Annotated in this window: 21 protein-coding genes and 2 pseudogenes; 15 read left to right on the top strand and 8 right to left on the bottom strand. The window is 70.7% G+C overall.

The genetic code is table 11. From position 1 onward, the window contains the following. Positions 1-3 precede the first annotated feature (3 nt). The 8 genes and pseudogenes from AB8P05_RS28200 (at position 4) to cobJ (ending at position 8889) form a co-directional block, all read left to right on the top strand. Positions 4-771 carry a CbtA family protein gene (locus AB8P05_RS28200; RefSeq protein WP_472761364.1) on the top strand — a complete coding sequence of 256 codons (768 nt, stop codon included), beginning with the start codon at positions 4-6 and terminating at the stop codon, positions 769-771. Between the two features lie 13 nt (positions 772-784). Then, the gene (cobW, locus tag AB8P05_RS28195; RefSeq protein ID WP_472761363.1) at positions 785-1846 is read left to right on the top strand and encodes a cobalamin biosynthesis protein CobW; all 1062 of its coding nucleotides are present in this window, start codon (positions 785-787) and stop codon (positions 1844-1846) included. Positions 1847-2036: 190 nt separating this feature from the next. Then, positions 2037-5428, top strand: a pseudogene (cobN, locus tag AB8P05_RS28190) (cobaltochelatase subunit CobN). Further along, positions 5425-6135, top strand: a complete 711-nt coding sequence (locus AB8P05_RS28185; protein ID WP_472761362.1) for a hypothetical protein — start codon at positions 5425-5427, stop codon at positions 6133-6135. The pseudogene cobN and the gene AB8P05_RS28185 overlap by 4 nt, the downstream one beginning before the upstream one ends. Positions 6136-6267: 132 nt before the next feature. Then, complete coding sequence (locus tag AB8P05_RS28180) at positions 6268-6753, top strand: hypothetical protein (protein ID WP_472761361.1); 486 nt, start codon at positions 6268-6270, stop codon at positions 6751-6753. Beyond that, positions 6746-7384 carry a precorrin-8X methylmutase gene (locus AB8P05_RS28175; RefSeq protein ID WP_472761359.1) on the top strand — a complete coding sequence of 213 codons (639 nt, stop codon included), beginning with the start codon at positions 6746-6748 and terminating at the stop codon, positions 7382-7384. Before AB8P05_RS28180 ends, AB8P05_RS28175 begins: the two co-directional genes overlap by 8 nt. Before the next feature lie 63 nt (positions 7385-7447). After that, positions 7448-8119, top strand: a complete 672-nt coding sequence (locus tag AB8P05_RS28170; protein ID WP_472761358.1) for a precorrin-2 C(20)-methyltransferase — start codon at positions 7448-7450, stop codon at positions 8117-8119. After that, a complete protein-coding gene (gene cobJ, locus AB8P05_RS28165; RefSeq protein WP_472761357.1) occupies positions 8116-8889 on the top strand; it encodes a precorrin-3B C(17)-methyltransferase in 774 nt (257 codons plus the stop codon). Before AB8P05_RS28170 ends, cobJ begins: the two co-directional genes overlap by 4 nt. Before the next feature lie 162 nt (positions 8890-9051). Here cobJ and AB8P05_RS28160 read toward each other — a convergent pair whose 3' ends face one another. Then, positions 9052-9792, bottom strand: coding sequence for a cobalt-precorrin-6A reductase (locus AB8P05_RS28160; protein WP_472761630.1), 741 nt, complete (start codon positions 9790-9792; stop codon positions 9052-9054). A gap of 55 nt (positions 9793-9847) precedes the next feature. Between AB8P05_RS28160 and cbiE the strand changes: the two genes are divergently transcribed. The 3 genes from cbiE to cobM are packed head-to-tail and all read left to right on the top strand — an operon-like array spanning position 9848 to position 12275. Beyond that, a complete protein-coding gene (cbiE, locus tag AB8P05_RS28155) occupies positions 9848-11086 on the top strand; it encodes a precorrin-6y C5,15-methyltransferase (decarboxylating) subunit CbiE (protein ID WP_472761629.1) in 1239 nt (412 codons plus the stop codon). Further along, the gene (locus AB8P05_RS28150; protein WP_472761356.1) at positions 11074-11517 is read left to right on the top strand and encodes a cobalamin biosynthesis protein; all 444 of its coding nucleotides are present in this window, start codon (positions 11074-11076) and stop codon (positions 11515-11517) included. Before cbiE ends, AB8P05_RS28150 begins: the two co-directional genes overlap by 13 nt. Then, positions 11514-12275 carry a precorrin-4 C(11)-methyltransferase gene (gene cobM, locus AB8P05_RS28145; RefSeq protein ID WP_472761355.1) on the top strand — a complete coding sequence of 254 codons (762 nt, stop codon included), beginning with the start codon at positions 11514-11516 and terminating at the stop codon, positions 12273-12275. Before AB8P05_RS28150 ends, cobM begins: the two co-directional genes overlap by 4 nt. 126 nt (positions 12276-12401) lie before the next feature. On the opposite strand, the gene AB8P05_RS28140 is transcribed toward cobM, so the two are convergent. Further along, the gene (locus AB8P05_RS28140) at positions 12402-13622 is read right to left on the bottom strand and encodes a cobalt-precorrin-5B (C(1))-methyltransferase (RefSeq protein WP_472761354.1); all 1221 of its coding nucleotides are present in this window, start codon (positions 13620-13622) and stop codon (positions 12402-12404) included. On the opposite strand from AB8P05_RS28140, the gene cobA reads away from it, so the two are divergent. The 3 genes and pseudogenes from cobA (at position 13603) to bluB (ending at position 16364) form a co-directional block, all read left to right on the top strand. Then, a complete protein-coding gene (cobA, locus tag AB8P05_RS28135; protein ID WP_455175218.1) occupies positions 13603-14403 on the top strand; it encodes a uroporphyrinogen-III C-methyltransferase in 801 nt (266 codons plus the stop codon). The two genes, AB8P05_RS28140 and cobA, sit on opposite strands and share 20 nt — an antisense overlap. Further along, positions 14396-15708, top strand: a pseudogene (locus tag AB8P05_RS28130) (cobyrinate a,c-diamide synthase). Before cobA ends, AB8P05_RS28130 begins: the two are co-directional and overlap by 8 nt. 2 nt (positions 15709-15710) lie before the next feature. Beyond that, the gene (gene bluB / locus AB8P05_RS28125) at positions 15711-16364 is read left to right on the top strand and encodes a 5,6-dimethylbenzimidazole synthase (RefSeq protein WP_472761353.1); all 654 of its coding nucleotides are present in this window, start codon (positions 15711-15713) and stop codon (positions 16362-16364) included. A 45-nt stretch (positions 16365-16409) separates the two neighbouring features. On the opposite strand, the gene AB8P05_RS28120 is transcribed toward bluB, so the two are convergent. Both AB8P05_RS28120 and AB8P05_RS28115 read right to left on the bottom strand, forming a co-directional pair. Beyond that, the gene (locus AB8P05_RS28120; protein WP_472761352.1) at positions 16410-17096 is read right to left on the bottom strand and encodes a hypothetical protein; all 687 of its coding nucleotides are present in this window, start codon (positions 17094-17096) and stop codon (positions 16410-16412) included. A gap of 83 nt (positions 17097-17179) precedes the next feature. Next, complete coding sequence (locus tag AB8P05_RS28115) at positions 17180-18979, bottom strand: DUF4347 domain-containing protein (RefSeq protein ID WP_472761351.1); 1800 nt, start codon at positions 18977-18979, stop codon at positions 17180-17182. 314 nt (positions 18980-19293) lie between these two features. Between AB8P05_RS28115 and AB8P05_RS28110 the strand changes: the two genes are divergently transcribed. Then, positions 19294-20343 carry an MDR family oxidoreductase gene (locus AB8P05_RS28110; RefSeq protein WP_472761628.1) on the top strand — a complete coding sequence of 350 codons (1050 nt, stop codon included), beginning with the start codon at positions 19294-19296 and terminating at the stop codon, positions 20341-20343. A 107-nt stretch (positions 20344-20450) separates the two neighbouring features. Here the strand turns inward: AB8P05_RS28110 and AB8P05_RS28105 are convergent, their stop codons facing one another. The 4 genes from AB8P05_RS28105 to AB8P05_RS28090 form a co-directional block, all read right to left on the bottom strand. Next, positions 20451-21734, bottom strand: a complete 1284-nt coding sequence (locus AB8P05_RS28105) for a TRAP transporter large permease (RefSeq protein WP_472761350.1) — start codon at positions 21732-21734, stop codon at positions 20451-20453. Continuing rightward, positions 21725-22264 (bottom strand): TRAP transporter small permease, encoded by a 540-nt coding sequence (locus tag AB8P05_RS28100; RefSeq protein WP_455175212.1) that lies wholly within the window; start codon positions 22262-22264, stop codon positions 21725-21727. The genes AB8P05_RS28105 and AB8P05_RS28100 overlap by 10 nt, the downstream gene beginning before the upstream one ends. Positions 22265-22328: 64 nt before the next feature. Then, positions 22329-23333, bottom strand: coding sequence for a TRAP transporter substrate-binding protein (locus AB8P05_RS28095; protein WP_455175211.1), 1005 nt, complete (start codon positions 23331-23333; stop codon positions 22329-22331). A 541-nt stretch (positions 23334-23874) separates the two neighbouring features. Further along, entirely contained in the window at positions 23875-24516 is a 642-nt protein-coding gene (locus AB8P05_RS28090) for a TerC family protein (RefSeq protein WP_455175210.1), read from the bottom strand. Positions 24517-24772 lie beyond the last annotated feature (256 nt).

Below are 24772 nucleotides of genomic sequence, written 5' to 3'. Positions count from 1 at the left end.
GTCATGGATCTGATCCGGCGGCTGTTCACAGCCGCCCTGGTCGCGGGCGTGCTCTCCGGCACGGCCGCTTCCGTCGTTCAGCAGGCGACGACCGTCCCGCTGATCCTTGAAGCCGAGAAGTACGAGGTGGTGACCCCGCCTGCCGCTTCCGCACCCGCCTCCGCCTCTGCCTCCGAGACGGCCCACCAGCATGGCCCGGTGCGCGAGGTCGGCGAAGGCGTGCCCACCACGCTGGACGAGGCGATGCGGCGCACCGGCCTGACCATCGTCTCCAACCTGCTGACCGGCGTGGCCTATGCGCTGCTGCTGTCGGCGGCGATTCTGCTGGCCGGCCGACCGGTCGATGCGCGGCGCGGGCTGGTGTGGGGTGCCGGCGGCTTCGTCGCGGTGTCGCTGGCGCCGTCCTTCGGCCTGCCGCCGGAGCTGCCGGGCATGGCCGGGGCCGATCTGGAGCTGCGCCAGCTCTGGTGGCTGGCCGCGGCGGCCGGGGCCGGCGTCGGCATGGCCGCGCTCGCCTTCGCCCGCAACCGCCTCGTCATCGCCGCCGCCGTCCTGGCCGCCGCCTTGCCCCATCTGATCGGCGCGCCCCACCCGGAAAGCGCCGAGGGCGCCGTCCCGCCGGAACTGGCCGCCCGGTTCGTCACCGCCTCGCTCGGCAGCGCCGCCCTGTTCTGGGCGATCCTGGGTGCCGCCTGCGGCTGGCTGATGAACGGGCTGGCCGGCGAGGCCGAGCATCGCCCGGCCCTTCGGGTCCAGCCCGGCGCGCGTTAAGGAGCCACGTCCCATGTCCGCACTCTCCAAGACGGCCGCCGGCAAGGTTCCGGCGACCGTCATCACCGGCTTCCTCGGCGCCGGCAAGACCACGCTGATCCGCGGCCTGCTGGAAAAGGCCGACGGCCGCCGGCTGGCGCTGATCATCAACGAGTTCGGCGATGTCGGCATCGACGGCGACATCCTGCGCGCCTGCGGCAACCCGACCTGCACCGAAGACGACGTAATCGAGCTGGCGAACGGCTGCCTGTGCTGCACCGTCGCCGACGACTTCGTCCCGGCCATCGAGAAGCTGCTGGCCCGGCCGGAGCCGCCCGAGCATATCGTGATCGAGACCAGCGGCCTCGCCCTGCCCAAGCCGCTGGTCCAGGCCTTCCACTGGCCGGCGATCAAGACCCGCGTCACGGTCGACGGCGTCATCGCCGTGGTGGATGCCGCCGCCGCGGCGGAGGGCCGATTCGCCCCCGATCCCGCGGCGCTGGAGGCCCAGCGCGACGCCGCCGGCACCGTCGATCATGAAACGCCGATCGAAGAGGTGTTCGAGGACCAGCTGCTCTGCGCCGACCTGATCATCGTCAACAAGACCGATCTGCTGGCCGACGGCGATCTCGCCCGCGTCGAGGACCTGATCCGCGGCGCCCTGTCCCACACGGTCGGCCGCGACGCCAAGCTGGTCCGCGCCTCGCAGGGCGCCGTCGATCCGCTGGTTCTGCTCGGCGTCGGCGCGGCGGTGGAGGACGACCTCGCCAACCGCCCCAGCCACCATGATGAGGAAGAGGGCCACGACCACGACGACTTCACCAGCTTCGTGGTGGAGCTGCCGCCGCAGCCCGATCCCGCCCGTCTGGCGATGACGCTGGAACAGGTCGCCGGCCTGCATGGCGTGCTGCGCCTGAAGGGCTTCATCGACGTGCCCGGCAAGCCGATGCGCCTTCTGGTCCAGGGTGTCGGCACCCGCATCCAGACCCACTACGACCGCCTGTGGAAGCCCGGCGAGGAGCGCCGCAGCCGTCTGGTGGTGATCGGCGAGACGGGGTTGGACCGTGATGCGGTGACGCGGGCGGTTGTTGGATAAGAGTTAGGGTGTCGCGGCGTTTGCCCCCTCCCTAACCCTCCCCCACCCTCGGCCGGCCAAAGGCCGGTCCGATCGTGGGAGAGGGAACTGCCGCCGCATAGCAAATCCACCCTCTCCTGCGAAGCGGGGAGGGAGGGACCCGGGCGTAAGCCCGGGAGGGAGGGGCACCGCCGCCGCTGGACATCGAACCATGCACCTGCTCGCCGCCCGCCAGGACGAACTGGACGCCGGCCCCCAGGCGGAAGACCTGGGGCAGACGCCGGCCGACCTCGTCATGCTGTCCTTCTCCGACAGCGACCTGACCGCGCTCGCCGCCGCGTGGCGGGCCGGGCGCGACCGCTTGCCCAGCCTCCGCCTCGCCAACCTGAACCGTCTCTGCCATCCGTTGTCGGTGGACCTCTACGCCGACAGCATCGTTGCCAAGGCGAAACTGGTGGTCCTGCGCCTGCTCGGCGGCAGCGGTTACTGGCGCTATGGCCTCGACCGCCTGTCCGCCCTCTGCCGCGAGCGCAACATCCAGCTCGCCGTCCTGTCCGGCGAGGCGCAGCCCGACCCGAATCTCACCGCCTACGGCACCGTACCCCCGGACGCCGCCGACCGCCTCTGGCGCTATTTCACCGAAGGCGGCCCGGCCAACATCGGCCATCTGCTGGCCTGTGCTGCGACGCTGGCCGGCACGCCCCTGCCGCATGAGGACCCGGCCCCGGTCCCCCGCTTCGGTGCCTATGACGGCTGGAGCGGCGCCACCATCCCCGACGCCCCGGTGGCGGCGGTGGTCTTCTACCGCTCCCACCTGCTGGCCGGCGACCTCGCCCCGGTCCATGCCCTGTGCGACGCGCTGGCCGCGCGCGGCCTCGCGCCCCGGCCGCTGTTCGTCGCCAGCCTGAAGGAGCCGGACTGCGCCGCCTGGATGCGCGCCAGCCTAACCGCCCAGAACGCCGCCGTGGTCGTCAACACCACCGCCTTCTCCGCCGCCCGAGACGACGGCTCCCCCTGGAGGCCAACGGCAGCCCGGTTCTGCAGGCCATCCTCTCCACCACGCCGGAGGCCGGCTGGCAGGCGTCGTCGCGCGGGCTTGCGCCGTCCGACCTCGCGATGAACGTCGTGCTGCCGGAGATGGACGGCCGCATCATCGCCCGCGCCATCGCCTTCAAGACGGCGGGAGAGCCCGACCCCGACCTGCAATTCGCCGCCCCGGCCCTGCGCCCGATCCCCGACCGGGTGGCCTTCACCGCCGACCTCGCGGCAAGCTGGGTCCGCCTGTCGCGCACCCCGCGGGCGGAGCGGCGGCTGGCGCTGGTGCTGTCCGACTATCCCGGCCCCGGCGGCGGCATCGGCCATGCGGTCGGCCTCGACAGCCCGGCCAGCACCGTGGCGATGCTGAACCGCCTGTCAGCCGAAGGCTACGGCCTGTCCGCAATCCCGGACAGCGGCGCCGAGTTGATGGCGACGCTCACCGCCGCTCCCACCCCGACCCTGTCGCTGGCCGACTACCACCGCCTTGCCCCACCGGAGCTGCGCGCCCGCATCGCCGCGACCTGGGGGGAGCCCGAGGCCGACCCCTCCTGCCGCGACGGCGCCTTCGCCTTCCGCGTCCTGCCCTGCGGCAATGCCGTGGTGGCGGTGCAGCCCAGCCGCGGCCACGGCCCCCTGACCACCGCCCAGCATCACGACCCCGACACGCCCCCCAGCCACGGCTATCTCGCCTTTTACCTGTGGCTTCGCCATGTCATCGGCATCCATGCCCTGGTGCAGATCGGCGCCCACGGCACGCTGGAATGGCTGCCGGGCAAGGCGGTGGCGCTGTCGGCGGACTGCTGGCCGGAGATCGTCGGCGGCGCCCTGCCGACCCTCTATCCCTTCATCGTCAACAACCCCGGCGAGGGAGTGCAGGCCCGCCGCCGCCTGGGTGCCGTGCTGATCGGCCATCTGACCCCGCCGCCGGTGGAGTCCGGCCTCTACGGTGAACTCGCCGCGCTGGAAACGGCCATCGACGAGTATTCGCAGGCGACCGGACTCGATCCGCGGCGGCTGGGCATGCTGCGCGAAACGATTCTCGACCTCGCCTGGAAGTCCGGCGTCGCCGCCGATTGCAACCTGCGCCCCGACGACGATCCCGACGCCATCCTGTCGCGGCTGGACGCCCATCTCTGCGATATCAAGGAATTGCAGATCCGGGACGGCCTGCATGTCTTCGGCCATAGCCCCACCGGCGAGCGCCGCAACCGCCTGAATGCCGCCGTCGCGCGCTCCGCCGATCCGGCCATGGTCGCCGCTGCCGTCGATGCCTGCGGCGAGGCGGAGATGCGGGCGCTGCTCGACGGGCTGGACGGGCGCTTCGTCCGCCCCGGCCCCGGCGGCTCGCCGGCGCGCGGGCGGGCGGACACGCTGCCGACCGGGCGCAACCTCTATGCGCTCGACCCGCGCGGCGTGCCGACGCCGACCGCCTGGACGCTCGGCTGGCAGGCGGCGGACGCGCTCATCACCCGCTATCTACAGGACCATGGCGATTGGCCGCAGCGGCTGGTGGTGGATTGCTGGGGCACCCCGGCCATGCGCACCGGCGGCGACGAGCTGGCCCAGGCGCTGGCCCTGCTCGGCGTCCGCCCGATCTGGGAGAACGGGTCCGGCCGCGTCACGGGGTACGAGATCATGCCGGCCGGCGTGCTGGGCCGGCCGCGGGTGGATGTGACTCTGCGCATCTCCGGCCTGTTCCGCGACGTCTTCCCGCAGCAGATCGCCCTGTTCGACCAGGCGGTGCGTGCCGTCGCCGGGCTGGACGAGCCCGACGACACCAACCCGCTGGCCGCCACCGCAAGGGCCGAGGAGCAACGCCTCGCCGCTGCCGGCACCGACGCGGTGGACGCCCGCCGCTGGGCCACCGCCCGCATCTTCGGCGCTGCCCCCGGCATCTACGGCACCGCGCTGTCCGGCATGATCGCGCGCGGCGACTGGACTGCGCGGGCCGATTTCGGCGCCGCCTATCTGGAGGGCGGCTGCCACGCCTATGGCGCCGGGCTGGAGGGCGTGCCGCTGCCGGCATTGTTCCGCCGCCGGGTGGGAGGAGCCGACGCCCTGGTCCACCACCAGGACCAGCGCGAGCATGACGTGCTGTCCACCGATGGCTTCATGCAGTTCGAGGGCGGCTTCGCCGCGGCGGCCGCGCTGGAGGACTCCGAACCGGCGCTCTACCATCTCGACAGCGCCGATCCGGACAAGCTCGCCGTCCGCACGCTGGCGGAGGAGATCGCCCGCACCCTGCGCGGCCGGGCGGCCAACCCGCGCTGGATCCAGGGCATGATGCGCCACGGCTATCGCGGGGCGGCGGAACTGGCGGCCAGCGTTGACACGCTGTTCGCCTTCGCCGCCACCACCGACGCCGTACGCCCCGCCCATTTCGACCAGCTGTTCGACGCGTATGTCGAGGATGCGGAGGTGTGGGACTTCCTGTCGCATGCCAACCCGGCGGCTGCCCGGCACATTCTGGCGCGCATGAGCGAGGCGCTCGACCGCGGCCTGTGGCATCCCCGCCGCAATTCCACCGCGGAGGATCTGCGACGCCTCCGGGAGATCACGGTATGACGAACCCTGTCGCCAACCAGCCGAGACGCCGCGGCACCTGCCCCGGCGTGCTGGCGCCTATGCAGGTCGGCGACGGGTTCCTGCTGCGCGTCCGCGTTCCGGCCGGCGTGCTGCCCGCCGCGCACGCCCGCCGCATCGCCGAGCTGGGCGAGCGCTACGGCAATGGCCTGATCGACCTCAGCCACCGCGGCAACCTGCAACTGCGCGGCATCGCCGCCGACGGGCTGGAGCCGGTGACCGACGCCCTGCGCGGGATGGGTTATGTCTCCGCCGATGCGGCGAGCGAGGCGGTGCGCAACGTCCTGTGCTCCCCCACCGCCGGGCTGGATCCCACCGCGCCGATGGACGTACGGGCGGCGGCACGTACGCTCGACGTACGGCTGGCGGAGGATACGGCCCTGCACCGCCTGCCGCCGAAGTTCGGCTGGCTGGTCTGCGGCGGCGGCATCGGCCATCTGGCGGACAGCAGCACGGACGTACGGTTCGACGCGGTGGACGGCGAGCGGTTCCGGGTGTCGCTCGGCGGGACACTGGCGAAGGCCCCACCGCTGGGGCTCTGCCGGGCGGAGGACGTGGCGGATGTGGCGTCGGCTTTGGGCCGCGCCTTCCTGGAGTTGCGCGCGTCGCTGCCGGAGCCGCCACGCCGCATGGCGGGTCTGGTCGCGGCAATTGGAACTGAAGAGATAGGAAAGCGCCTCTCCCCCTGATATCCCCTCCCCGCCCAGCGGGGGAGGGTCAGGGTGGGGGCAAGTGTCGCACCTCATGGATCTCTTCGGCTCCGCCGAACCCCCTCATCCTAACCTTCTCCCCGGGGGGAGAAGGGACGCATAGCCGGGAAAGTGGTTGCCTTCCCCTTCGGCCGCCTCGCCGCCGCCACACTCGCCGCCCTCGCCGCCGCCTGCGCCGAGATCCGCATCACCCCCTGGCGCGCCCTGATCCTCGTCGGCCCCTCCGCCGACACCGAAACCGTCGCCCATGCCCACGGCGCCATCCTGTCGCACACCGACCGCCGGCTGAAGCTGACGGCCTGCAGCGGGGCCGGCGGCTGCGATGTCGGCACCACCGACACCCATGCGACGGCGCTCGCCATCGCCGAGCGCGCAGGCCCCTTGCTGGACCATGTGCGAATGGTGCATGTGTCGGGCTGCGCCAAGGGCTGCGCCCACCCCGCCATCGCCGATGTCACCCTGACCGCACGCGACGGGGTGTATGACGTCGCTCTGAACGCAAAACCCGGTGACGATTCCCCGCACACCGGCCTGTCCCCCGCCGACGCCGTGGCCCGCGTCGCGGATCTGTTGACCGAGGAGTCCACCGGTGCCTGAGCCGCTCTACGACTATATCCGCGACGGAGCGGCCATCTACCGCCAGTCCTTCGCCACCATCCGGGCGGAGGCCGACCTGTCCGCCATCCCCGGCGACCTGAAGCCGGTGGCGGTGCGCGTCATCCACGCCTGCGGCATGGTCGATGCGGCCCAGGACCTGCTGTTCTCCGCCAACGTCGGCGCCGCTGCCCGCGCCGCCCTGCGCGCCGGTGCCCCGATCCTTTGCGACAGCGAGATGGTCGCCCATGGCGTGACCCGCGCCCGCCTGCCGGCCGACAACGCGGTCGTCTGCACGCTCCGCGACCCCGCCGTGCCCGATCTGGCGAAGAGCATCGGCAACACCCGCTCCGCCGCGGCGCTCGATTTGTGGGGAGACCGGCTGGGCGGATCGGTGGTCGCCATCGGCAATGCGCCGACCGCGCTGTTCTACCTGCTGGAGATGCTGGCCGCGGGTGCGCCCAAGCCGGCGGCGATCCTCGGTTTCCCCGTCGGCTTCGTCGGGGCGATGGAAAGCAAGGAGGCGCTGGCCGAGAACCCCTTCGGCGTTCCCTATCTGGCGATCCGCGGCCGGCGCGGCGGCAGCGCCATGGCCGCCGCCGCCGTCAACGCCCTGGCGAGCGACGTCGAATGAGCGGCGAGCCCCTTCCCCGGCACCCTGTTCGGCGTCGGCGTCGGCCCCGGCGACCCTGAACTGATGACGCTGAAGGCGGTGCGCACCATCGGCGCCTGCCCGGTCGTCGCCTATTTCTGCAAGCGCGGTACCCGGGGCCAGGCCCGCCGCATCGCCGACCAAGCCATCACGCCCGGCCAGATCGAGCTGCCGATGGTCTATCCGGTGACGGTGGAACTGCCGCCGACCCACCCGGACTATGGCCGGCAGATCGAAGCCTTCTTCGACGAGTCCGCCGAGCGCATCGCGGAGCATCTCGCCGCCGGCCGTTCGGTCGCGGCACTGAACGAGGGGGATCCGTTCTTCTACGGCTCCTTCATGCATCTGTTCCTGCGGCTGTCCGGCCGCTTCCGGGCGGAGGTCATTCCCGGCGTCACCAGCATGGTGTGCAGCGCCTCGTTGCTGCCGCGCCCGCTGATGCTGCGTGACGACGTGCTGTCGGTGATCCCCGGCACGCTGGACGAGGCGGCGCTGGTTCGCGCCCTGACCGCTGCCGACGCCTGCGTGGTGATGAAGCTGGGCCAGAACCTGCCCAAGGTCCGCCGCGCCATCGCCGCCGCCGGTCTGGCCGAGCGGGCGTGGTACGTCGAGCGCGCCAGCATGGACGAACAGCGCTTCATGCCGTTCCTGGAGGCGCCGGACGTCGCCCCCTACTTCTCCCAGATCGTCATTCCGGGCGAGGGCAAGCGCGGATGACTGCCCCGGAGAACAATGGCTGGCTTAAGGTTGTGGGGCTCGGCCCCGGCCCCGAGGATTGGCTGACGCCGGAAGCCCGGCGCGATCTGGCCGAGGCGACCGACCTCGTCGGCTATTTCCCCTATGTGGAGCGGGTGCCGCCGGGAGATCAGGTGCGCCACGCCTCCGACAACCGGGTGGAGTTGGACCGCGCCCGCTTCGCCTTGGATTTGGCGGCGCAGGGCCGGCGGGTGGCGGTGGTGTCGGGCGGCGATCCCGGCATCTTTGCCATGGCCGCCGCCATCTTCGAGGCGCTGGACGATCCGGCTGCGCCAGAGGCTTGGCATGCGGTGCCTCTGTCGGTCGACCCCGGCGTGTCCGCCATGCAGGCCGCCGCCGCCCGGGCCGGGGCGCCGCTGGGGCATGATTTCTGCGCCATCTCGCTGTCCGACAATCTGAAGCCGTGGGAGGTGGTGCTGAAGCGCCTGCGTCTGGCGGCGGAGGCGGATTTCGTCATCGCGCTCTACAACCCGATCTCCAAGGCCCGACCCTGGCAGCTTGGCGCCGCCTTCGACGCCCTCCGCGACATCCGCGCGCCCGAGACCCCCATCGTGCTGGGCCGCGCAATCGGCCGCCCGGACGAGGAGCTGACCGTGACCACGCTCGGCGAGGTGCGGGCAGAACAGGCCGACATGCGCACGCTGGTCATCATCGGCGCCTCGCACACGCGGTTCGTCGCGCGGGCGGACGGCGGGCGCTGGGTGTATACGCCCCGGCATTATCGGGGGTGAGGATGGGTTCCACGACCAATCCACCGCGAGTAACCCTCTCCCCCCGGGGAGAGGGCTGGGTGAGGGGGACGCGCCACGAGGATTCCCGGGAAGTCACGCGGTGCATCCCCCTCACCCCGACCCTCTCCCCGGGGGGAGAGGGAGAATGCGCGGGGGAGAGGCTTAACCCACCCCCTCCAGCCACGCCACCGCCGCATCGACGTCGTGCAGCTCCGCCACGCCATTGCCCGCCGGCCGCTCCACCATCACCACCGGCAGGCCCAGCTGGCGCGCGGCTTCCAGCTTGGCGTCGGTGGCGCGTCCGCCGCTGTTCTTGCTCACCACCACCTCAATCCGCTCTCGGCGCATCAGCGCCAGTTCGCCCTCCACGGTGAACGGACCGCGATCGAGGAGCAGGGTCATCCGCGGCAGGGCCGGCATCGGCTCCGGCGGGTCGACGGCGCGGATCAGGTAGCGCTTGTCCGGCATCGCCTCGAAGGCCGCGACCTCCTGCCGGCCGATGGTCAGGAACACGGTGTCGCCCAGGCCGCGCAAGGCCAGCGCCGCCGCGTCCATGTCCGGCACGCCGATCCAGCGGTCGCCCGGCCCTGCCGTCCAGGCCGGCCGGGTCAGCACACGCAGCGGCACGCCGACTTGCGCGCAGGCCGCGGCGGCATTGGCGGAGATCTGATCCGCGAAGGGATGCGTCGCATCGATCACCGCGCCGATTCCCTCGGCACGCAGATAGCCGGCCAAGCCCTCCACCCCGCCGAAGCCGCCAATGCGGGTGGGCAGCGGCGGCAGCACCGGGTTCTTCGTGCGGCCGGCCAGCGACACGCGGGCGTCGATATGCGGATGGCCGGCCAGACGCTTCGCCAGCGCCGTCGCCTCCGTCGTGCCGCCCAGAATCAGCACTTTGACCATCAGCACTTTGACCATTTCCCCTTCCCCACCCGTCAGGATCGGCGCCATGGATAGCATGGGAACGGCCCGCTGGCTCACCGTCGTCGGCATCGGCGAGGATGGCTGGGACGGTTTGTCGCCCGCCGCCCGCGCCGCGGTCGAAGGTGCCACCATCCTCTATGGCGGCAGCCGCCATCTCGATCTCGTGCCGGTCGTTGCAGGACAGGAACGGCTGCCCTGGCCGTCGCCGATGACCGACGCCTTCCTCGGCCTGCTGGCCCGGCGCGGCCGGCGGGTCTGCGTGCTGGCGAGCGGCGATCCGTCCTGGTACGGCGTCGGCGCCACGCTGTCGCGACTCGTTCCGGCTGCGGAAACGACGGTGATCCCTGCGGCCTCCGCCTTCAGCCTCGCGGCCTCCCGAATGGGTTGGCCCCTGCAGGACTGCCGCTGCCTGACCGTCCATGGCCGCCCGCTGGAGCAGGTCGTTCCGCATCTGCAACCGAATGCGAAGCTGTTGCTTCTTTCCTGGGACGGAACGACTCCGGCCAAGCTCGCCGCCCTGCTGCGCGCCCGCGGCTTCGGCGCCTCGCACCTGACGGTGCTGGAGGCGATGGGCGGCCCACGCGAATCCCGGCTGGAGGCCACCGCCGACGCCTGGACGGCCGACCGGACCGCCGACCTCAACACCATTGCGCTGGAGTGTGTGGCCGCCCCCGGCGCCCGAATCCTGCCGCTGGCGCCCGGCCTGCCCGACGACTGGTTCGACCATGACGGCCAGATCACCAAGCGCGAGGTCCGCGCCGTCACCCTGTCCTTCCTGGCGCCACGCCGGGGCGAGCTGCTGTGGGACGTCGGCGCCGGGTCGGGCTCCATCGGCATCGAATGGATGCTGCGCGACCCCGCCAACCGCGCCGTCGCCGTCGAACACCATCCGGAGCGGATCGCCCGCATCCTCGCCAACGCCGCCAAACTCGGCGTGCCCGACCTGACGCTGGCGCGCGGCAAGGCGCCGGCGGCGCTGGCCGGGTTGGAGCGGCCGGACGCCGTCTTCATCGGCGGCGGGCTGACCGGTGACGGCGTGCTGGCGGCCTGCTGGGACGCCCTGCCCCCCGGCGGCCGGATCGCCGCCAACGCGGTGACGCTGGAAAGCGAGGCGGTGCTGATCGACGCGCACAAGCGCCTCGGCGGCGAGCTGACCCAGATTTCGGTGGCCCGCGCCACGGCGGTCGGCGGTTTCCGCGGCTGGCGCGCCGCCATGCCGGTCACGCTGTGGCGGGCGGAAAAGCCGTTTGCGGAGGGCGCATGGACCGCATGACGGCGGATTCCCTGCTGTTCGGCCCGGTCTTCGTCGGCCTGGGCTGCCGCCGCGGCTGCGGCTGGGAGGAGATCGCCGGTCTGGTCGCCGCCGCCTTCGACGAAGCGGCCCTGCCCGACGCCGCGCGCCAGCTGGCGGCGCTTGCTGCCCCGGCGATGAAGGCCGACGAGGCGGGTCTGGCGGAGGCCGCCCGCGCGCTCGGCCTGCCGCTGCGCTTCATCGGGGAGGACGCGATGCTGGCGGCGCAGGACCGCGTCCATACCCGCTCCTCCACCGTGCTGGCGGCGGTTGGGCTGGCTTCGGTGGCGGAGGCCGCGGCGCTGGCCGCCGCCGGGCCGGGATCGCGCCTGCTTCTGCCGCGCCGCTCCACCCCCCGCGCCACCGTCGCACTTGCTTTGCCCGCAGTCGCCCTTTCGGAGACCCGTTCATGACCGTCCATTTCATCGGTGCCGGACCGGGCGCTCCCGACCTGCTGACCCTGCGCGGCCGCGACCTGATCGCGCGCTGCCCGGTCTGCCTCTATGCGGGCTCGCTGGTGCCGAAGGAGATCATCGCCCACGCCCCCGCCGATGCCCGGATCATCGACACCGCCCCGCTGACGCTGGAGGAGATCGTCGCCGAGTTCCGGGCCGCCCATGCCGCCGGCCAGGATGTCGCCCGGCTGCATTCCGGCGACCTGTCGGTCTACAGCGCGCTGGGCGAGCAGACCCGCGCGCTGCGGGAACTCGGCATCCCCTACACCATCACTCCCGGCGTGCCGGCCTTCGCCGCGGCGTCGGCAGCACTGGGGCGCGAACTGACCCTGCCGGAGGTCAGCCAGACGCTGATCCTGACCCGCACGGAGGGGCGCGCCTCTGCCATGCCGGCGAACGAGACGCTGGAGGTGCTGGGCGCCTCGGGCGCCACGCTGGCCATCCACCTGTCGATCCACGTCATCGACCGGGTGGTGGAGCGGCTGACCCCGCTCTACGGCGCCGACTGCCCGGCGGCGGTGGTCTACCGCGCGACATGGCCGGACGAGCGGGTACTGCGCGGCACGCTGACCGACATCGCGGCGCAGGTCGCGGCCTCACCGATGGAGCGCACCGCGCTGATCCTGGTCGGTCCGGCGCTGGGCCATGAGGAGTTCCGCTGCAGCGCGCTGTATGACGGCAGCCATGTGCGCCGTTACCGGGGGCTGGGGGAGTGAGGTTTCCCTTCCCCGCGTACGATCACCCTCTCCCGCCCCGGGAGAGGGGGGACCCGCCGCATCCGCGGCGGGGAGGGTGAGGGGGACTCCAAAAATCCCGAACCGCATGGCTACGTGCCTAACCCCTCACCCTTCCCAAGCTTCGCTTGGGCCCCTTCCCTCTCCCGGGGCGGGAGAGGGAGCACACCCCACGATGCGCCCCTGCCGGTCGGTGACCAGCACATCGACGGCGACCGGCGCATCCTCCAGCACATCCTGCGCGGCACGGCGGGCGAGTTCGGCCACATGGTCGGCCAGGGCCAAGCCGGCGGCGTCCGCCATGCCCAGCACCTGCGCCGCCGTGTTGGCGCCGCGCGCTTGCGCGACCAGCTCCGGCCCGGCCCCCAGCTCCGCCAGCCGGTCGGCCAGCCAGTCGAAATCAACACTGTTGCGCTTGCTGTGCAGGTCCATCAGCCCGCGCGCCAGCTTGCCGAACTTGGCGAAGCCGCCGCACAGGGTCAGGCGCGGAATGGGGTGCCGGCGCAGGTATTTCAGCGTGCCGCCGACGAAATCGCCCATGTCGAGCAGCGCCTGTTCCGGCAGGCCATAGCGCGCCACCACCGCCTTTTCCGACAGGTCGCCGGTGCAGGCCGCGACATGGGTCAGCCCGGCGGCGCGCGCCACGTCGATGCCGCGCTGGATCGACGCGATCCAGGCCGCGCAGGAATAGGGCACGACGATCCCCGTCGTCCCCAGGATCGACAGCCCGCCCAGAATGCCGAGCCGCCCGTTCATGGTGCGCTTGGCGAGCTGCTCGCCATTCTCCACCCCGATCTCCACCACCAGATCGGCGGGCTGGCCGGCCTCACGCGCCGCCTCCCCCACCGCCTGCGCGATCATGCTGCGCGGCACCGGGTTGATGGCCGGTTCGCCGACGGGCAGCGGCAGGCCGGGCAGCGTCACGGTGCCGACGCCGGGGCCGGCACGGAACGTCACGCCGCTGCCGGGCACCCCGCGCCACACCCGCGCCCGCACCAGCGCGCCATGGGTCACGTCGGGGTCGTCGCCGGCATCCTTGACCACGCCGGCCGCGGTCCAGGGGCCGCCCGGGGAGCCGTCCGTCCCCTCCCCCCGCTGCGTCACCGCCAGGGCGAAGGCCGGGGTCTGGCCGCCGGGCAGGGTCACGGTCACCGGATCGGGGAACTCCCGGCCGAACAGCGCCTCGGCCGCCGCCCGCGCCGCGGCGGTGGCGCAGGTTCCCGTCGTCCAGCCACGGCGCAAGGGTGTAGCATCCTCCCCGGCACCGCCCGCACCGCCTTCCGTCTTCTCCGACCCTGAGTCCGCGTTCATGTCGTTTGAGTCGTCCATTCCCGAAAGCGTCCTGGTCCCCTTCGCCCCCGGCAGCGTCTGGCTGGCCGGTTCCGGCCCCGGCGATCCCGGCCTGCTGACCCTGCTGGCCCTGCAAGGTCTAAGGCAAGCCGACGTCATCGTCCATGACGCGCTGGTCGGCGAACGGATCATGGCGCTCGCCAGCCCGTCGGCAAGGCTGGAGTTCGCCGGAAAGCGCGGCGGCCGTCCCTCCGCCCACCAGGACGACATCACCAACCGCCTGATCGAGCTGGCGAAGGAGGGCCACCGCGTCCTGCGCCTGAAGGGCGGCGACCCCTTCGTCTTCGGCCGCGGCGGCGAGGAGGCGCAGGCGCTGGCCGCCCAGGGCATTCCCTTCCGCATCGTCCCCGGCATCACGTCCGGCATCGCCGGCCCGGCCTATGCCGGCATCCCGGCGACCCACCGCGACACCAACCAGGCGGTGATCCTGGCGACCGGCCATTCGCTGGGCGGCGGGCCGGACTGGCGGGCGCTGGCCGCCACCAAGGCGCCGCTGATCCTCTATATGGGCTGGAAGGCGCTGCCGACCATCGCGGCGGAGCTGATGGCCGGCGGCCTGTCCGCCGACACCCCGGTCGGCGTGGTGACGGAGGCGACGACCCCCAACCAGAAGAGCCTCGTCACCAGCCTCGGCACCTGCGTCGCCGATCTGGCGGCGAGCGGGCTGGAACCGCCCGCCATCATCGTCATCGGCGAAGTGGTGCGGCTGCGCCCGGCGCTGGAATGGCTGCCGGCCCAGGCGGCGCTTCACCATGGCTAACGGTCTCATCATCGCCGCCCCGGCGTCGGGCACCGGCAAGACGACGCTGACGCTGGGCCTGCTGGCGGCGCTGCGCGCCCGCGGCGTGGCGGTGGGGGCGGTGAAGTCGGGGCCGGACTACATCGACCCGGCCTTCCACCGCGCCGCCACCGGCCGGCCGAGCGTCAATCTCGACACCTGGGCGATGGGGCCGGACCTGCTGGACGGTCTGGCCGCCCGCGCCGCCGAGGGCGCCGACCTGCTGGTCTGCGAAGCGCTGATGGGCCTGTTCGACGGCGTGGCCGGCGTCGGCGCCACCGGCACCGGATCGACGGCGGAGATCGCGGCGCGCACCGGCTGGCCGGTCCTGCTGGTGGTCAACGCCAAGGGCCAGTCGCAGTCGGCCGCGGCCCTGGTGAAGGGCTTCGCCACCTACCGCGACGACGTGACCATCGGCGGCGTCGTGCTGAACAATGTCGGCAGCCCGCGCCACACCGCGCTGGCCGGCAACGCCATCGAAGCGCTGGGCATCCCGCTGCTGGGCGCCCTGCCCCGTGCACCCGACCTCAGCCTACCCGAACGCCATCTCGGCCTCGTCCAGGCCGACGAGACGGAAGGGCTGGCCGACCGGCTGGCCGCCCTCGGCCGCTTTGTCGCCGAGCATGTGGACCTCGACCGCGTGGTCGCGCTGGCGAAGCCGTCGCTGGCCGGGCGCGGCAGCGACGCCCCCGCCCTGCCGCCGCTGGGCCAGCGGATCGCCATCGCGCGGGATGCCGCCTTCACCTTCGTCTATCCGCATCTGACCGCCGGCTGGCAGGCTTCAGGTGCGGAGCTGCGCTTCTTCTCCCCCTGGCGGACGAGGCGCCGCCGATGGATGCGGACGCCATCTATCTGCCCGGCGGCTATCCGGAGCTGCATGCCGGCCGCCTTGCCGCCAACGCCAACTTCCGCGACGGCCTGCGCGCGGCGGCGGAGCAGGTGCCGGTCTATGGCGAATGCGGCGGCTACATGGTGATGGGGGAGACGCTGGAGGATGCCGACGGCGTGACCCACCCGATGACCGGGCTGCTGGGGGTGCGCACCTCCTTCGCCAAGCGGCGGCTGCATCTGGGCTATCGCCGCGCGGCTCTGCTGGCCGACGGGCCGCTGGGCGGGGCCAGGACGGCGCTGATGGGGCACGAGTTCCATTATGCCTCGACGCTGTCCCGTGGCGACGACGCCCCGCTGCTGCATGCGACGGCGGCGGACGGCAGCGACCTGGGCGATCTCGGCAGCCGGCGCGGGCTGGCGCTTGGGTCCTTCTTCCACCTGATCGCGCGGGGGTGAGTATGGAGGAGGCTTTCACCGCGGCGGAGCGCGAGGCGCTCTACAAGGCGATCTTCTCCCGCCGCGACGTGCGCGGGCAGTTCCGGCCCGATCCGGTGCCGGACGAGGTGCTGACCCGCATCCTGCTGGCCGCCCACCATGCGCCGTCGGTCGGCTTCATGCAGCCCTGGAACTTCATCGTCATCACCGACAAGGATGTGAAATCGCGCATCCATGCCGACTTCGCCCGCGCCAACGAGGAGGCGGAGGCGATGTTCGAGGGGGAGCGCCGCAGCCTCTACAGCCGGCTGAAGCTTGAGGGCATCCGCGAGGCGCCGGTGAACCTCTGCATCACCTGCGACCGCGAACGCTCCGGCCCGGTGGTGCTGGGCCGCACCCACATGCCGGCGATGGACCTCTACAGCTGTGTCTGCGCCGTGCAGAATCTGTGGCTGGCGGCGCGGGCGGAAGGGCTGGGGGTGGGCTGGGTCAGCATCCTGCACGAGGACGCGCTGCGGGACGCGCTGGGCATCCCGGAGCGGATCGTGCCGATCGCCTATCTCTGCCTCGGCCACGTCACCCATTTCGAGGCGACGCCGGAACTGGAAACCAAGGGCTGGCGCAAGCGCCTGCCGCTGGAGGATCTGGTGTTCCGCGACCGCTGGCAGGGGGAATGAAGGGACGGGCGCCAGCCCCGCGAAGGGATGGCGCCCGCCGCCGCCTCAGCCGAGCGGATTGGCGAACAGGAAGTTCTCCGCCGTCAGCATGTTGCGGTCGACGCTCATCAGCTTGATCGTGCTGGTGCTGCCGATGTCGATCGACAGGTCGGCCCCGCTCTGGACGGAGTGGGTCAGCACGTCGTTCAGGCTGGAGAAGCCGGCGACGCTGCGCAGGTCGATCACGTCGCCGCCGCTGCCGGCCTGGAAATCGCCGATGCAGTCCCAACCATCGGCCGCACCCTGCACGAAGGTGTCCCGCCCGGCGCCGCCGACCATGTAGTCGTTGCCACCATTGCCGGTGATGGTGTCGTTGCCGCTGCCGCCGGCCAGATACTCGCCCGCCGAGGTGCCGGTGACGGTCTGGCCGGTTCCGCCGCCGGTAGAGCCGCCACCGTTGGAACCGCCGCCCGTGCTTCCACCCGGAGAGGCGTTGAGGAAGGAGAAGTTGGCGGCGGTCAGGCTGCTGCGGGTGACGTTGGCCAGGGTGACGCTGTTGTTGTCGTCGAAGCGGACGATGGTGTTCGCGCCCTCCTGGGTGGTGGCGGCCATCACCGCGGTGTAGTCGGTCAGCCCGGCCCAGCCCGCGACGTTCAGCACGTCGCCGCCGCTGCCCGCCTGGAAGTCGGCGACATAATCCCAGCCGTCGCCCGGCTTGAAGACGAAGCTGTCGCTGCCGGCGCCGCCGACCATGTAGTCGTTGCCGCCGTTGCCGGTGATGATGTCGTTGCCGCTGCCGCCGGCCAGATAGTCGCGGGCATCGGTGCCGGTCAGCGTCAGGCCGCCGGTGGAGCCGCCCCCGGGAGTCCCGCCGCCGGGAGTGCCACCCCCGTATCGCCTCCGCCCGTGTTGCCGCCGGACCCGGCCTGACCCAGCGTGATGGTGTTGCCGGACAGGCTGATGTTCGACGCGGCGAAGCTGCCGGCGATGCGCAGGGTCACGTCGGCGCCGGCGGCGGCGTCAAGCCCGACATGGACCAGGGTGACGCCGTTCACCGTCTCCGCCTGAACCTGACCGGCCTGCAGCGCGCCGCCGTTGCCGCTGCCGACGCTGCCCGACAGCGACGCCCCGGCGATGGCGAAGGCGTCGCCGGCGACCGCGCCGGTGATGCCGGTGAAGCCGTTGGCCTGGGCCGCCGTCATCGTCACGCTGTGGCGCTGGCTGCCGGTGAGTGCCAGCGTCTCGACGCTGGTCAGCGTCATGCCGCTGATGTCGATCTTCGGAGAGGCGACGTCGGTGTAATATTCCAGGTTGTAGCCGTTGAGGCTGGTCAGGTTGTCGGACCGCACCTCCAGCGTGTCGGTGCCGGTGCCGCCGTCGAAGCTGACGGTGCCGGCGTCATACTGGCTGACGACGATGTAGCGGTCGTTGCCGGCCTCGCCATAGATCGTGTCGGCCTGGGTCTGGGTGTAGCTGCCGGCGGTGACGATGCCGGCCAGGATGGTGTCGTCGCCATCGCCGCCGTGGATGGTGTCGCGCTCCCAGTCGCCCTTCAGCAGGTCGTTGCCGGCATCGCCGTAAATCAGGTCGGCACCGCCGCCGCCGGCCACCGTGTCGTCGCCGGCCTGCCCGTGCAGTTCGTCATTGTCGGCGCGGCCATAGACAAGGTCGGTGCCGCCGCCGCCGAAGATGGTGTCGTTGCCGTCGCCGGCCTCCAGCGTGTCGTTGCCGGCTCCGCCATGCTCGACGTCGTTGCCGCCATGGCCCCAGAACCAGACAGCCGTGTCGCCCGCCGTCAGGCTGTCGGCATATTCCGTGCCGATCCAGCGCTGGATGTTGACGAAGGTATCGCCGGCCGCCTCGCCGGTGTTGTTGGCGCCGTTGGTCAGGTCCAGCGTAAGGCCGCTGGTGGCGTCCTCGTAGGTGACGATGTTGAAGCCGCTGCCGCCGACATAATGGTCGGCGCCCAGCCCGCCATTCATGGTGTCGCCGGCCGACTGCCCGCTGTTGCCGCCGCCGACCAGCGTGTCGTTGCCGAGCCCGCCGACCAGGCTGTCGTTGCCGGTGCCGCCGGTGATGCTGTCGTTGCCGGCCAGCCCGTTGATCGTGTTGCCGCCATTGTCGCCGACCAGCGTGTCGTTGCCCGCCGTCGGCGTGCCGCTGTAGGCCAGCCGGTGCGGCCAGGCGTCGGCGCCCGCGAAGGGACGGGCCGCCAGGATCGGACCGGTTACCACGTCGAGGTCCCAGGAGCCGCCCTGGTCGGCATGGCCGACCGGATGGCTGGCGGCGGCGACGCGCGCGCCGGTGACGGCGGCCAGACGCTCCACGAAGCGGCGGCCGTTCGCCCCGGCGCCGACGTCGCAGGCATGGATCAGGATCTCGGTGCCGGTCGCATCGGGCCAGCGGCGGTCGAACAGGGCGCTGGTGTCGAGCGGAACCGCCCCCAGCTTCACCACGCCCGGCGCACCGTGGGCGATCAGGTGGACCGCGGCCGGACCCGTCTCCAGGGCGTCGGCGAGCAGGCCGAGGGCGTCCTCGTCGGCGGCCACCCGGATCACCGTCACATCCGGCGCATGGCGGCCGATCAGCGCGTCGATGTCGGCCAGCCCGGCGTCGGCAAGAATGATCCCGTGCATGAAAACCCCTTTCTGGGGAGTTGTTGGAAATCGTTTTGCGCGTACCGTGATGTACGGGATCGTCACCGGCCGACAACGCCCAATAAGCCGATCATTCCTTGGGACTTTCCGCCCCCGGCCGGAGGAGCTGATTTCTCCGGAACGGCGAAAGAGGACGGCCGCAATCGATTTCGACGCCCTCCGGCTACTCCGCCCTGTGGCGCCGTCTTGCCGCTCTTCTTCCCGCTGGGGGTAAGCGACCGTGAAACTACCCCCAATTCGGAAGGAGAAAAGGAGCCGAAAGGCTGAGGTCAATTTGTTTGACCTATATCGGAATGCGGCGCATCGTTTCAAACAGACCTGCAGCGCAACGGAGTGCGCCCGATGTCCCTTCCCGATCCTTTCCTGCCTTCGTCATCGCCGACGACAACGGCAAGCCCAAGGGCTCCTTCACCACGCTCTCGCCGTCCGACCTGCCGGACCACGATGTGCTGGTCGAGGTCTCCCACTCCACGGTCAACTACAAGGACGGGCTCGCCGTCACCGGAAAGGCCAAGATCGCCCGCAAGCTGCCGATGGTGGCGGGGATCGACCTCGCCGGGACGGTGGTCGAGTCGCGTTCCGCCGACTGGAAGGCCGGCGACCGGGTGGTGGTCAACGGCTGGGGCCTGTCAGAGACGCAGTGGGGCGGCTACAGCCGCTATCAGCGGGTGAAGCCGGAGTGGCTGACCCGCCTGCCCGACGCCTTCACGCCCGAACAGGCGATGGGGATCGGCACCGCCGGTTACACCGCGGCGCTGTGCGTCGATGCGCTGGAACGCTGGGGCACGATCCGGCCCGGCGGCCGGGAGGTGCTGGTCACCGGTGCGGCCGGCGGCGTCGGATCGGTGGCGGTGGCCCTGCTGGCCAAGCGCGGCCATGCCGTCACCGCCTCCACCGGGCGGCCTGAGACGCACGAGTATCTGCGCGGCCTGGGCGCCACCGGCTTCATCGACCGCGCCACCCTGCTGGAGAAGGGCCCGCCGCTGCAGAAGGAGCGCTGGGACGGCGGCGTCGATTCAGTGGGCGGCCCGACCCTGGTCAACGCCCTGGCGCAGACGGTGTGGGGCGGGGCGGTCGCCGCCTGCGGGCTGGCCGGCTCGTCCGACCTGCACGGCACGGTGCTGCCGCACATCCTGCGCAGCGTGACGCTGATCGGCATCGATTCGGTGATGGCCCCGGCCGACCGCCGCGCGTCGGCCTGGGCAAGGCTGGCCCGCGACCTCGACCCCGGCCATCTGTCTTCAATGTACGAGGTCCATCCCTTCGCCGACCTGCCGGCGCTGGGCGAGCGCATCCTGGCCGGACAGATCCGCGGCCGTGTCGTGCTGGACCTGACGGCCTGACGCCGGCTCATAAAAAATGGGCCATCGGCGAGAAGCCGATGGCCCAGTCCAGGAGAGAAATCGTTCGGGAGAGAATTCGTTCAGTTGAGCCTGGACCCTGCCCCGCATCAGTTCATCAGCAGACGCGGCAGCCACAGCGAGAAGCCGGGAACATAGGTGACCAGCAGCAGCGCCACGAACAGCGCCCCGTAGAAGGGCGTGATGGAGCGCATCACCTCGCCAACCGACACGCCGCCGATGGCGCAGCCGATGAACTGGGTGGTGCCGACCGGCGGGGTGTTCAGGCCGAGCGCGCAGTTGATCAGCATCACGATGCCGAACTGCACCGGGTCCATGCCGTAGGTCATGGCGATCGGCAGGAAGATCGGCGTGCAGATCAGGATCGTGCTGGCCATGTCCATGAAGGTGCCCAGCAGGAACAGGATGATGTTGATCAGCAGGAAGATGACGATCGGGTTGGTCGAGATGCCGGCCAGCAGTTCGCCGGTCATGTCCGCCACCTCATAGAGCCCCATGAGGTACTGGAACATCGTCGACACGCCGATCAGCAGCAGCACCACGCCGGTGGTCTTCACCGTCTTGGCGGCGGCGGCCAGGAACTTCTCCAGGCTCAGGGTGCGGTAGACCAGCGTGGTCAGCAGCAGCGCGTAGATCACGGCCACCGAGGCCGATTCGGTCGCGGTGAACACGCCGCTGGTGATGCCGGCCAGGATGATGACGACGATCAGCATGCCGGGCAGGGCGGCGGCGAAGGTGTGCAGCAGGATGTCCCAGCCGGGGAAGGAGCCCTTCGGATAGCCGCGGCGGACCGCGACGTAATAGGCGGCGCCCAGGTTGCAGACCATCAGCAGCAGCGCCGGCATCAGGCCCGCGGCGATCAGCGATCCGATGGACGCCTTTCCGCCGGCGGCCAGCGCGTAGATGATCATGTTGTGGCTGGTCGGCATCAGCGCGCCGACGAGCGCAGCGTGGGTGGTGACGTTGACCGCATAGTCGGCGTGGTAGCCCTCCCGCTTCATCATCGGGATCATCACGGCGCCCATGGCCGACACGTCGGCGACGGGGGAGCCGGCGACGCCGCCGAACAGGGTGCAGGCCACCACGTTGGACATGCCCAGCCCGCCGCGGATGTGGCCGACCATGCTCTTGGCCGCGGCGACGATCTTGTCGGCGACGCCGCCGTGCAGCATCAGTTCGCCCGAGAAGACGAAGAACGGAATGGCCAGGAACGAGAAGACGTTCATGCCCGACATCATCTGCTGGAAGACCACCGCGACCGGCAGGCCTTCATAGAGGATGGTGCAGAGCGCCGACAGGCCGATGGCGAAGGCGACCGGGATGCCGAGGATGAGGAAGCCGAAGAAGGTGATGCTGAGGATCATCAGTTCCATGACGGCTTTACCTCCTCGCCGCGCAGGATGGCGACGATATGCTCGATGGAGAACAGGACGATCAGCACACCCGACAGCACCAGCGGCACGTAACGCACGGCTTCGGAGATGTGAAGGTTCGGGATCGTGTAGGAGACGACGGAACTGCCGAGAATCCAGCCATTGTAGGCCATGCAGCCGCCGAAGATTCCGACCAGCGCGTAGATGAAGATGTCCATCTTGCGCCGCGCACTGTCAGACAGCATCACCAGCAGGGATTCGAGCCCGATGTGGCCGGCATCGCGGACGCCGACGGCGGCACCGATCAGGGTGACGTACAGCACCAGCACGATGGCCAGGCTTTCGGCCCATGTCGGCGAGTTGTTCAGCACATAGCGGCCGAACACCTGATAGAAGACGACCGCGACGATCGCCATCAAACCGATGATGGCGACATACATGCCGGTCTTGGCCAGCGCCGCGTTCATCCGCGTCAGCCAGCCGGCTGCGTGCGGCGGGCTGACATCCATTGCTTGCAGCTCGATATCCATGCTGCGGCTCCCCTTGGGTGGCGGCACCGTCCCGCCGGGGACGGCGCCGCGCCTCACCCCTTGCTTACTTGGTTTCCTGGACGCGCTGCACGAGGCTCTGGAGCTTCGGCGTGTTGGCGAACTTGTCGTAGACAGGCTTCATCGCATCGATGAATTCCTGCTTGTTGGTGACTTCGACGATCTGGGCACCGGCCTTCACGACGACGTCCTTCGACTTCTGCTCGCGCTCTTCCCACAGCTTGCGCATGTAGGGCACCGACTCCTTGGCGGCCTGGCGGACCAGAGCCTGGTCGTCCTTCGACAGGCGGTCCCAGGCGACCTTGGAGAAGACCAGCACTTCCGGCGCCATCGCGTGTTCGGTCAGCGTGAAGTACTTGGCGGCTTCGAAGTGGCGCGAGGACTCATAAGACGGATAGTTGTTCTCGGCCGCGTCCACGATGCCGGTCTTGAGCGCGGTGTAGACCTCGCCGAAGGGCATCGGCGTGGCGTTGGCGCCCAGCGCCTGGATCATGGCGACGAACAGGTCGGACTGCTGGACGCGGATCTTGGCGCCCTTCATGTCGGCCAGCGTCTTGTACGGCTTGGCGGCCGAATACATGCTGCGCGAGCCGCTGTCGTAGAAGGCGAGGCCGACCATGCCCTGGCTTTCCATCGCCGCCAGGATTTCGTCGCCGATCGCACCGTCGAGCACGCGGCGCATGTGGCCGGTGTCGCGGAAGATGAAGGGCAGCGCGGTGACCATCGTCTCCGGCACCACGTTGTTCAGCGGCGCCACGTTGATGCGCATCATCTCGAGCGCGCCGATCTTCAGCTGCTCGATGGTGTCCTTTTCGTTGCCGAGGGCGCCGTTCGGGAACACCTTGACGCCGAGACGGCCGTTGGTGCGTTCCGCCAGCAGCTTGCCGACATAGCGCGCGGCCTCGACGGTCGGGTAGTCGGTCGGGTGGATGTCGGCGGAGCGGAAGTCGCGCGCGGCGGCCGGAGCCGACAGCATCGGCGCGGCCATCATGCTGCAGACGGCACAGGCGGCCAGCAGCGCGGTGCGGACCGAAGTCAGAGCAAACTTCATAGGTTCTCCTCCTGAGGACGGGGCCGGAGCCTGAGCGGGCCGGCCTCTCTTGTTCTGGTGTTTCCGGATTGCCTGGTGGCCGGTTGGCCGCCTGTGTGTGACTGGATGAACCGTGGGCCGGTGGCAGGCGAAGCGTGGATGAGGCCCCTTTGCCGAGACCGGCTTTCGCAGCGCTGCGACCGCACGACGCGCGGCCGGAAATTGCGCATGGCCGACACAGGCCCTGCCCTTGCCTCCATCCTCTTTCCGCTCCGCTTGGCAACGGTGCCGCCCCCGGCGGCGCCCTGTTCACGTCACTTAGGATATTAGTATATCAATCTGCGTGCAAGCCTGAAAGTTCAAGGCGGCAACTACCGTTTGGACTTTAAACTGAATCAGATTGGCGGGGAGAGAGACAAAGTGACTGCAGAAGCGGGTTTCAGCCAGTACACGGATCGCCGCAGGGGGTTGGGTGCGACATTCGGCCCCAGCTCTCGCCGCAGCCCTTCCCCCATTCGCTCAAACGCGGCGGCCGGTCATATCGAAGTTCCTCTCTGGCAGGTCAGCCGTGACCGTTCACCAGCGGCCACACTTCCATAGCGCCTCGGTAGATCATGTCCAGGGCGACGTAGAAGATGATGGCGAGGCCGACATAGGCCAGCCAGCGGTGCTTCTGGAGCACGCGGGCGATGACGCTGGCGGCAAGGCCCATCAGGGCGATCGACAGGGTCAGGCCGATGACCAGCACACCCAGATGCTCGCGTGCGGCGCCGGCCACGGCCAGGACGTTGTCCAGCGACATCGACACGTCGGCGACGACGATCTGCCAGACCGCCTGTCCCAGGGTTTTGCGCGGGCCGGCCGTCTCGGCTCCGCCGTCGTCCTCAAGCACCTCGACCGCCTGGTCCTCCTCATGGGACTGGCGCAGTTCGCGCCACATCTTCCAGGAGACCCACAGCAGCAGCACGCCGCCGGCCAGCAGAAGGCCGATGATCTGGAGAAGCTGGGTGGTGAGCGCCGCGAAGGCGATGCGCAGCACGGTGGCGGCCAGAATGCCGATCAGAATCGCCTTGCCGCGCTGTTCCCGCGGCAGTCCGGCGGCGGCCAGACCGATGACGATGGCGTTGTCGCCGGCCAGCACCAGGTCGATCATGATGACCTGAAGCAGCGCGAGAAGCGCCTCAGTCGTGAATAGCTCCGTCATTTGAGCGAATGTCCTCGCATCACGATGAATGTGGTCGGAGAGACCGCGCGAGGGCTGTTCGGACCGGCCGGGTCATGCGGAAGCATCGACGGGCGGCGTCGGTCGGGGGCACGGGGCGCGGGCCGCTCCTTGTGTTCCCAGTCCGACATCGCAACCGGTGAGGTTGCCAGAGGGGCCCGGCCTGGTGCTGGCGCTTTACGCCAAAGCGGTTGTTTCCGCAAGGCCGCACACCGCGCGGTCCGGCGGAGGGAATTCG

It is taken from the genome of Azospirillum sp. VT-I1, assembly GCF_055698305.1.
Note: the sequence above shows the minus strand (reverse complement) of the source record. Positions and strands in the feature narration are given on the sequence as shown.

Coding starts and splice junctions, on each gene's coding strand:
- cobA (WP_455175218.1), top strand. CDS start 13,603: ATGTCGTTTGAGTCGTCCATTCCCGAAAGCGTCCTGGTCCCCTTCGCC.
- AB8P05_RS28160 (WP_472761630.1), bottom strand. CDS start 9,792: ATGGTCAAAGTGCTGATTCTGGGCGGCACGACGGAGGCGACGGCGCTG.
- cbiE (WP_472761629.1), top strand. CDS start 9,848: ATGGGAACGGCCCGCTGGCTCACCGTCGTCGGCATCGGCGAGGATGGC.
- AB8P05_RS28115 (WP_472761351.1), bottom strand. CDS start 18,979: ATGCACGGGATCATTCTTGCCGACGCCGGGCTGGCCGACATCGACGCG.
- cobM (WP_472761355.1), top strand. CDS start 11,514: ATGACCGTCCATTTCATCGGTGCCGGACCGGGCGCTCCCGACCTGCTG.
- AB8P05_RS28200 (WP_472761364.1), top strand. CDS start 4: ATGGATCTGATCCGGCGGCTGTTCACAGCCGCCCTGGTCGCGGGCGTG.
- AB8P05_RS28150 (WP_472761356.1), top strand. CDS start 11,074: ATGGACCGCATGACGGCGGATTCCCTGCTGTTCGGCCCGGTCTTCGTC.
- AB8P05_RS28095 (WP_455175211.1), bottom strand. CDS start 23,333: ATGAAGTTTGCTCTGACTTCGGTCCGCACCGCGCTGCTGGCCGCCTGT.
- AB8P05_RS28100 (WP_455175212.1), bottom strand. CDS start 22,264: ATGGATATCGAGCTGCAAGCAATGGATGTCAGCCCGCCGCACGCAGCC.
- bluB (WP_472761353.1), top strand. CDS start 15,711: ATGGAGGAGGCTTTCACCGCGGCGGAGCGCGAGGCGCTCTACAAGGCG.
- AB8P05_RS28110 (WP_472761628.1), top strand. CDS start 19,294: ATGCGGCGCATCGTTTCAAACAGACCTGCAGCGCAACGGAGTGCGCCC.
- AB8P05_RS28090 (WP_455175210.1), bottom strand. CDS start 24,516: ATGACGGAGCTATTCACGACTGAGGCGCTTCTCGCGCTGCTTCAGGTC.
- AB8P05_RS28120 (WP_472761352.1), bottom strand. CDS start 17,096: ATGGTCGGCGGCGCCGGCAGCGACAGCTTCGTCTTCAAGCCGGGCGAC.
- cobW (WP_472761363.1), top strand. CDS start 785: ATGTCCGCACTCTCCAAGACGGCCGCCGGCAAGGTTCCGGCGACCGTC.
- AB8P05_RS28170 (WP_472761358.1), top strand. CDS start 7,448: ATGACGCTGAAGGCGGTGCGCACCATCGGCGCCTGCCCGGTCGTCGCC.
- AB8P05_RS28185 (WP_472761362.1), top strand. CDS start 5,425: ATGACGAACCCTGTCGCCAACCAGCCGAGACGCCGCGGCACCTGCCCC.
- AB8P05_RS28105 (WP_472761350.1), bottom strand. CDS start 21,734: ATGGAACTGATGATCCTCAGCATCACCTTCTTCGGCTTCCTCATCCTC.
- cobJ (WP_472761357.1), top strand. CDS start 8,116: ATGACTGCCCCGGAGAACAATGGCTGGCTTAAGGTTGTGGGGCTCGGC.
- AB8P05_RS28140 (WP_472761354.1), bottom strand. CDS start 13,622: ATGGACGACTCAAACGACATGAACGCGGACTCAGGGTCGGAGAAGACG.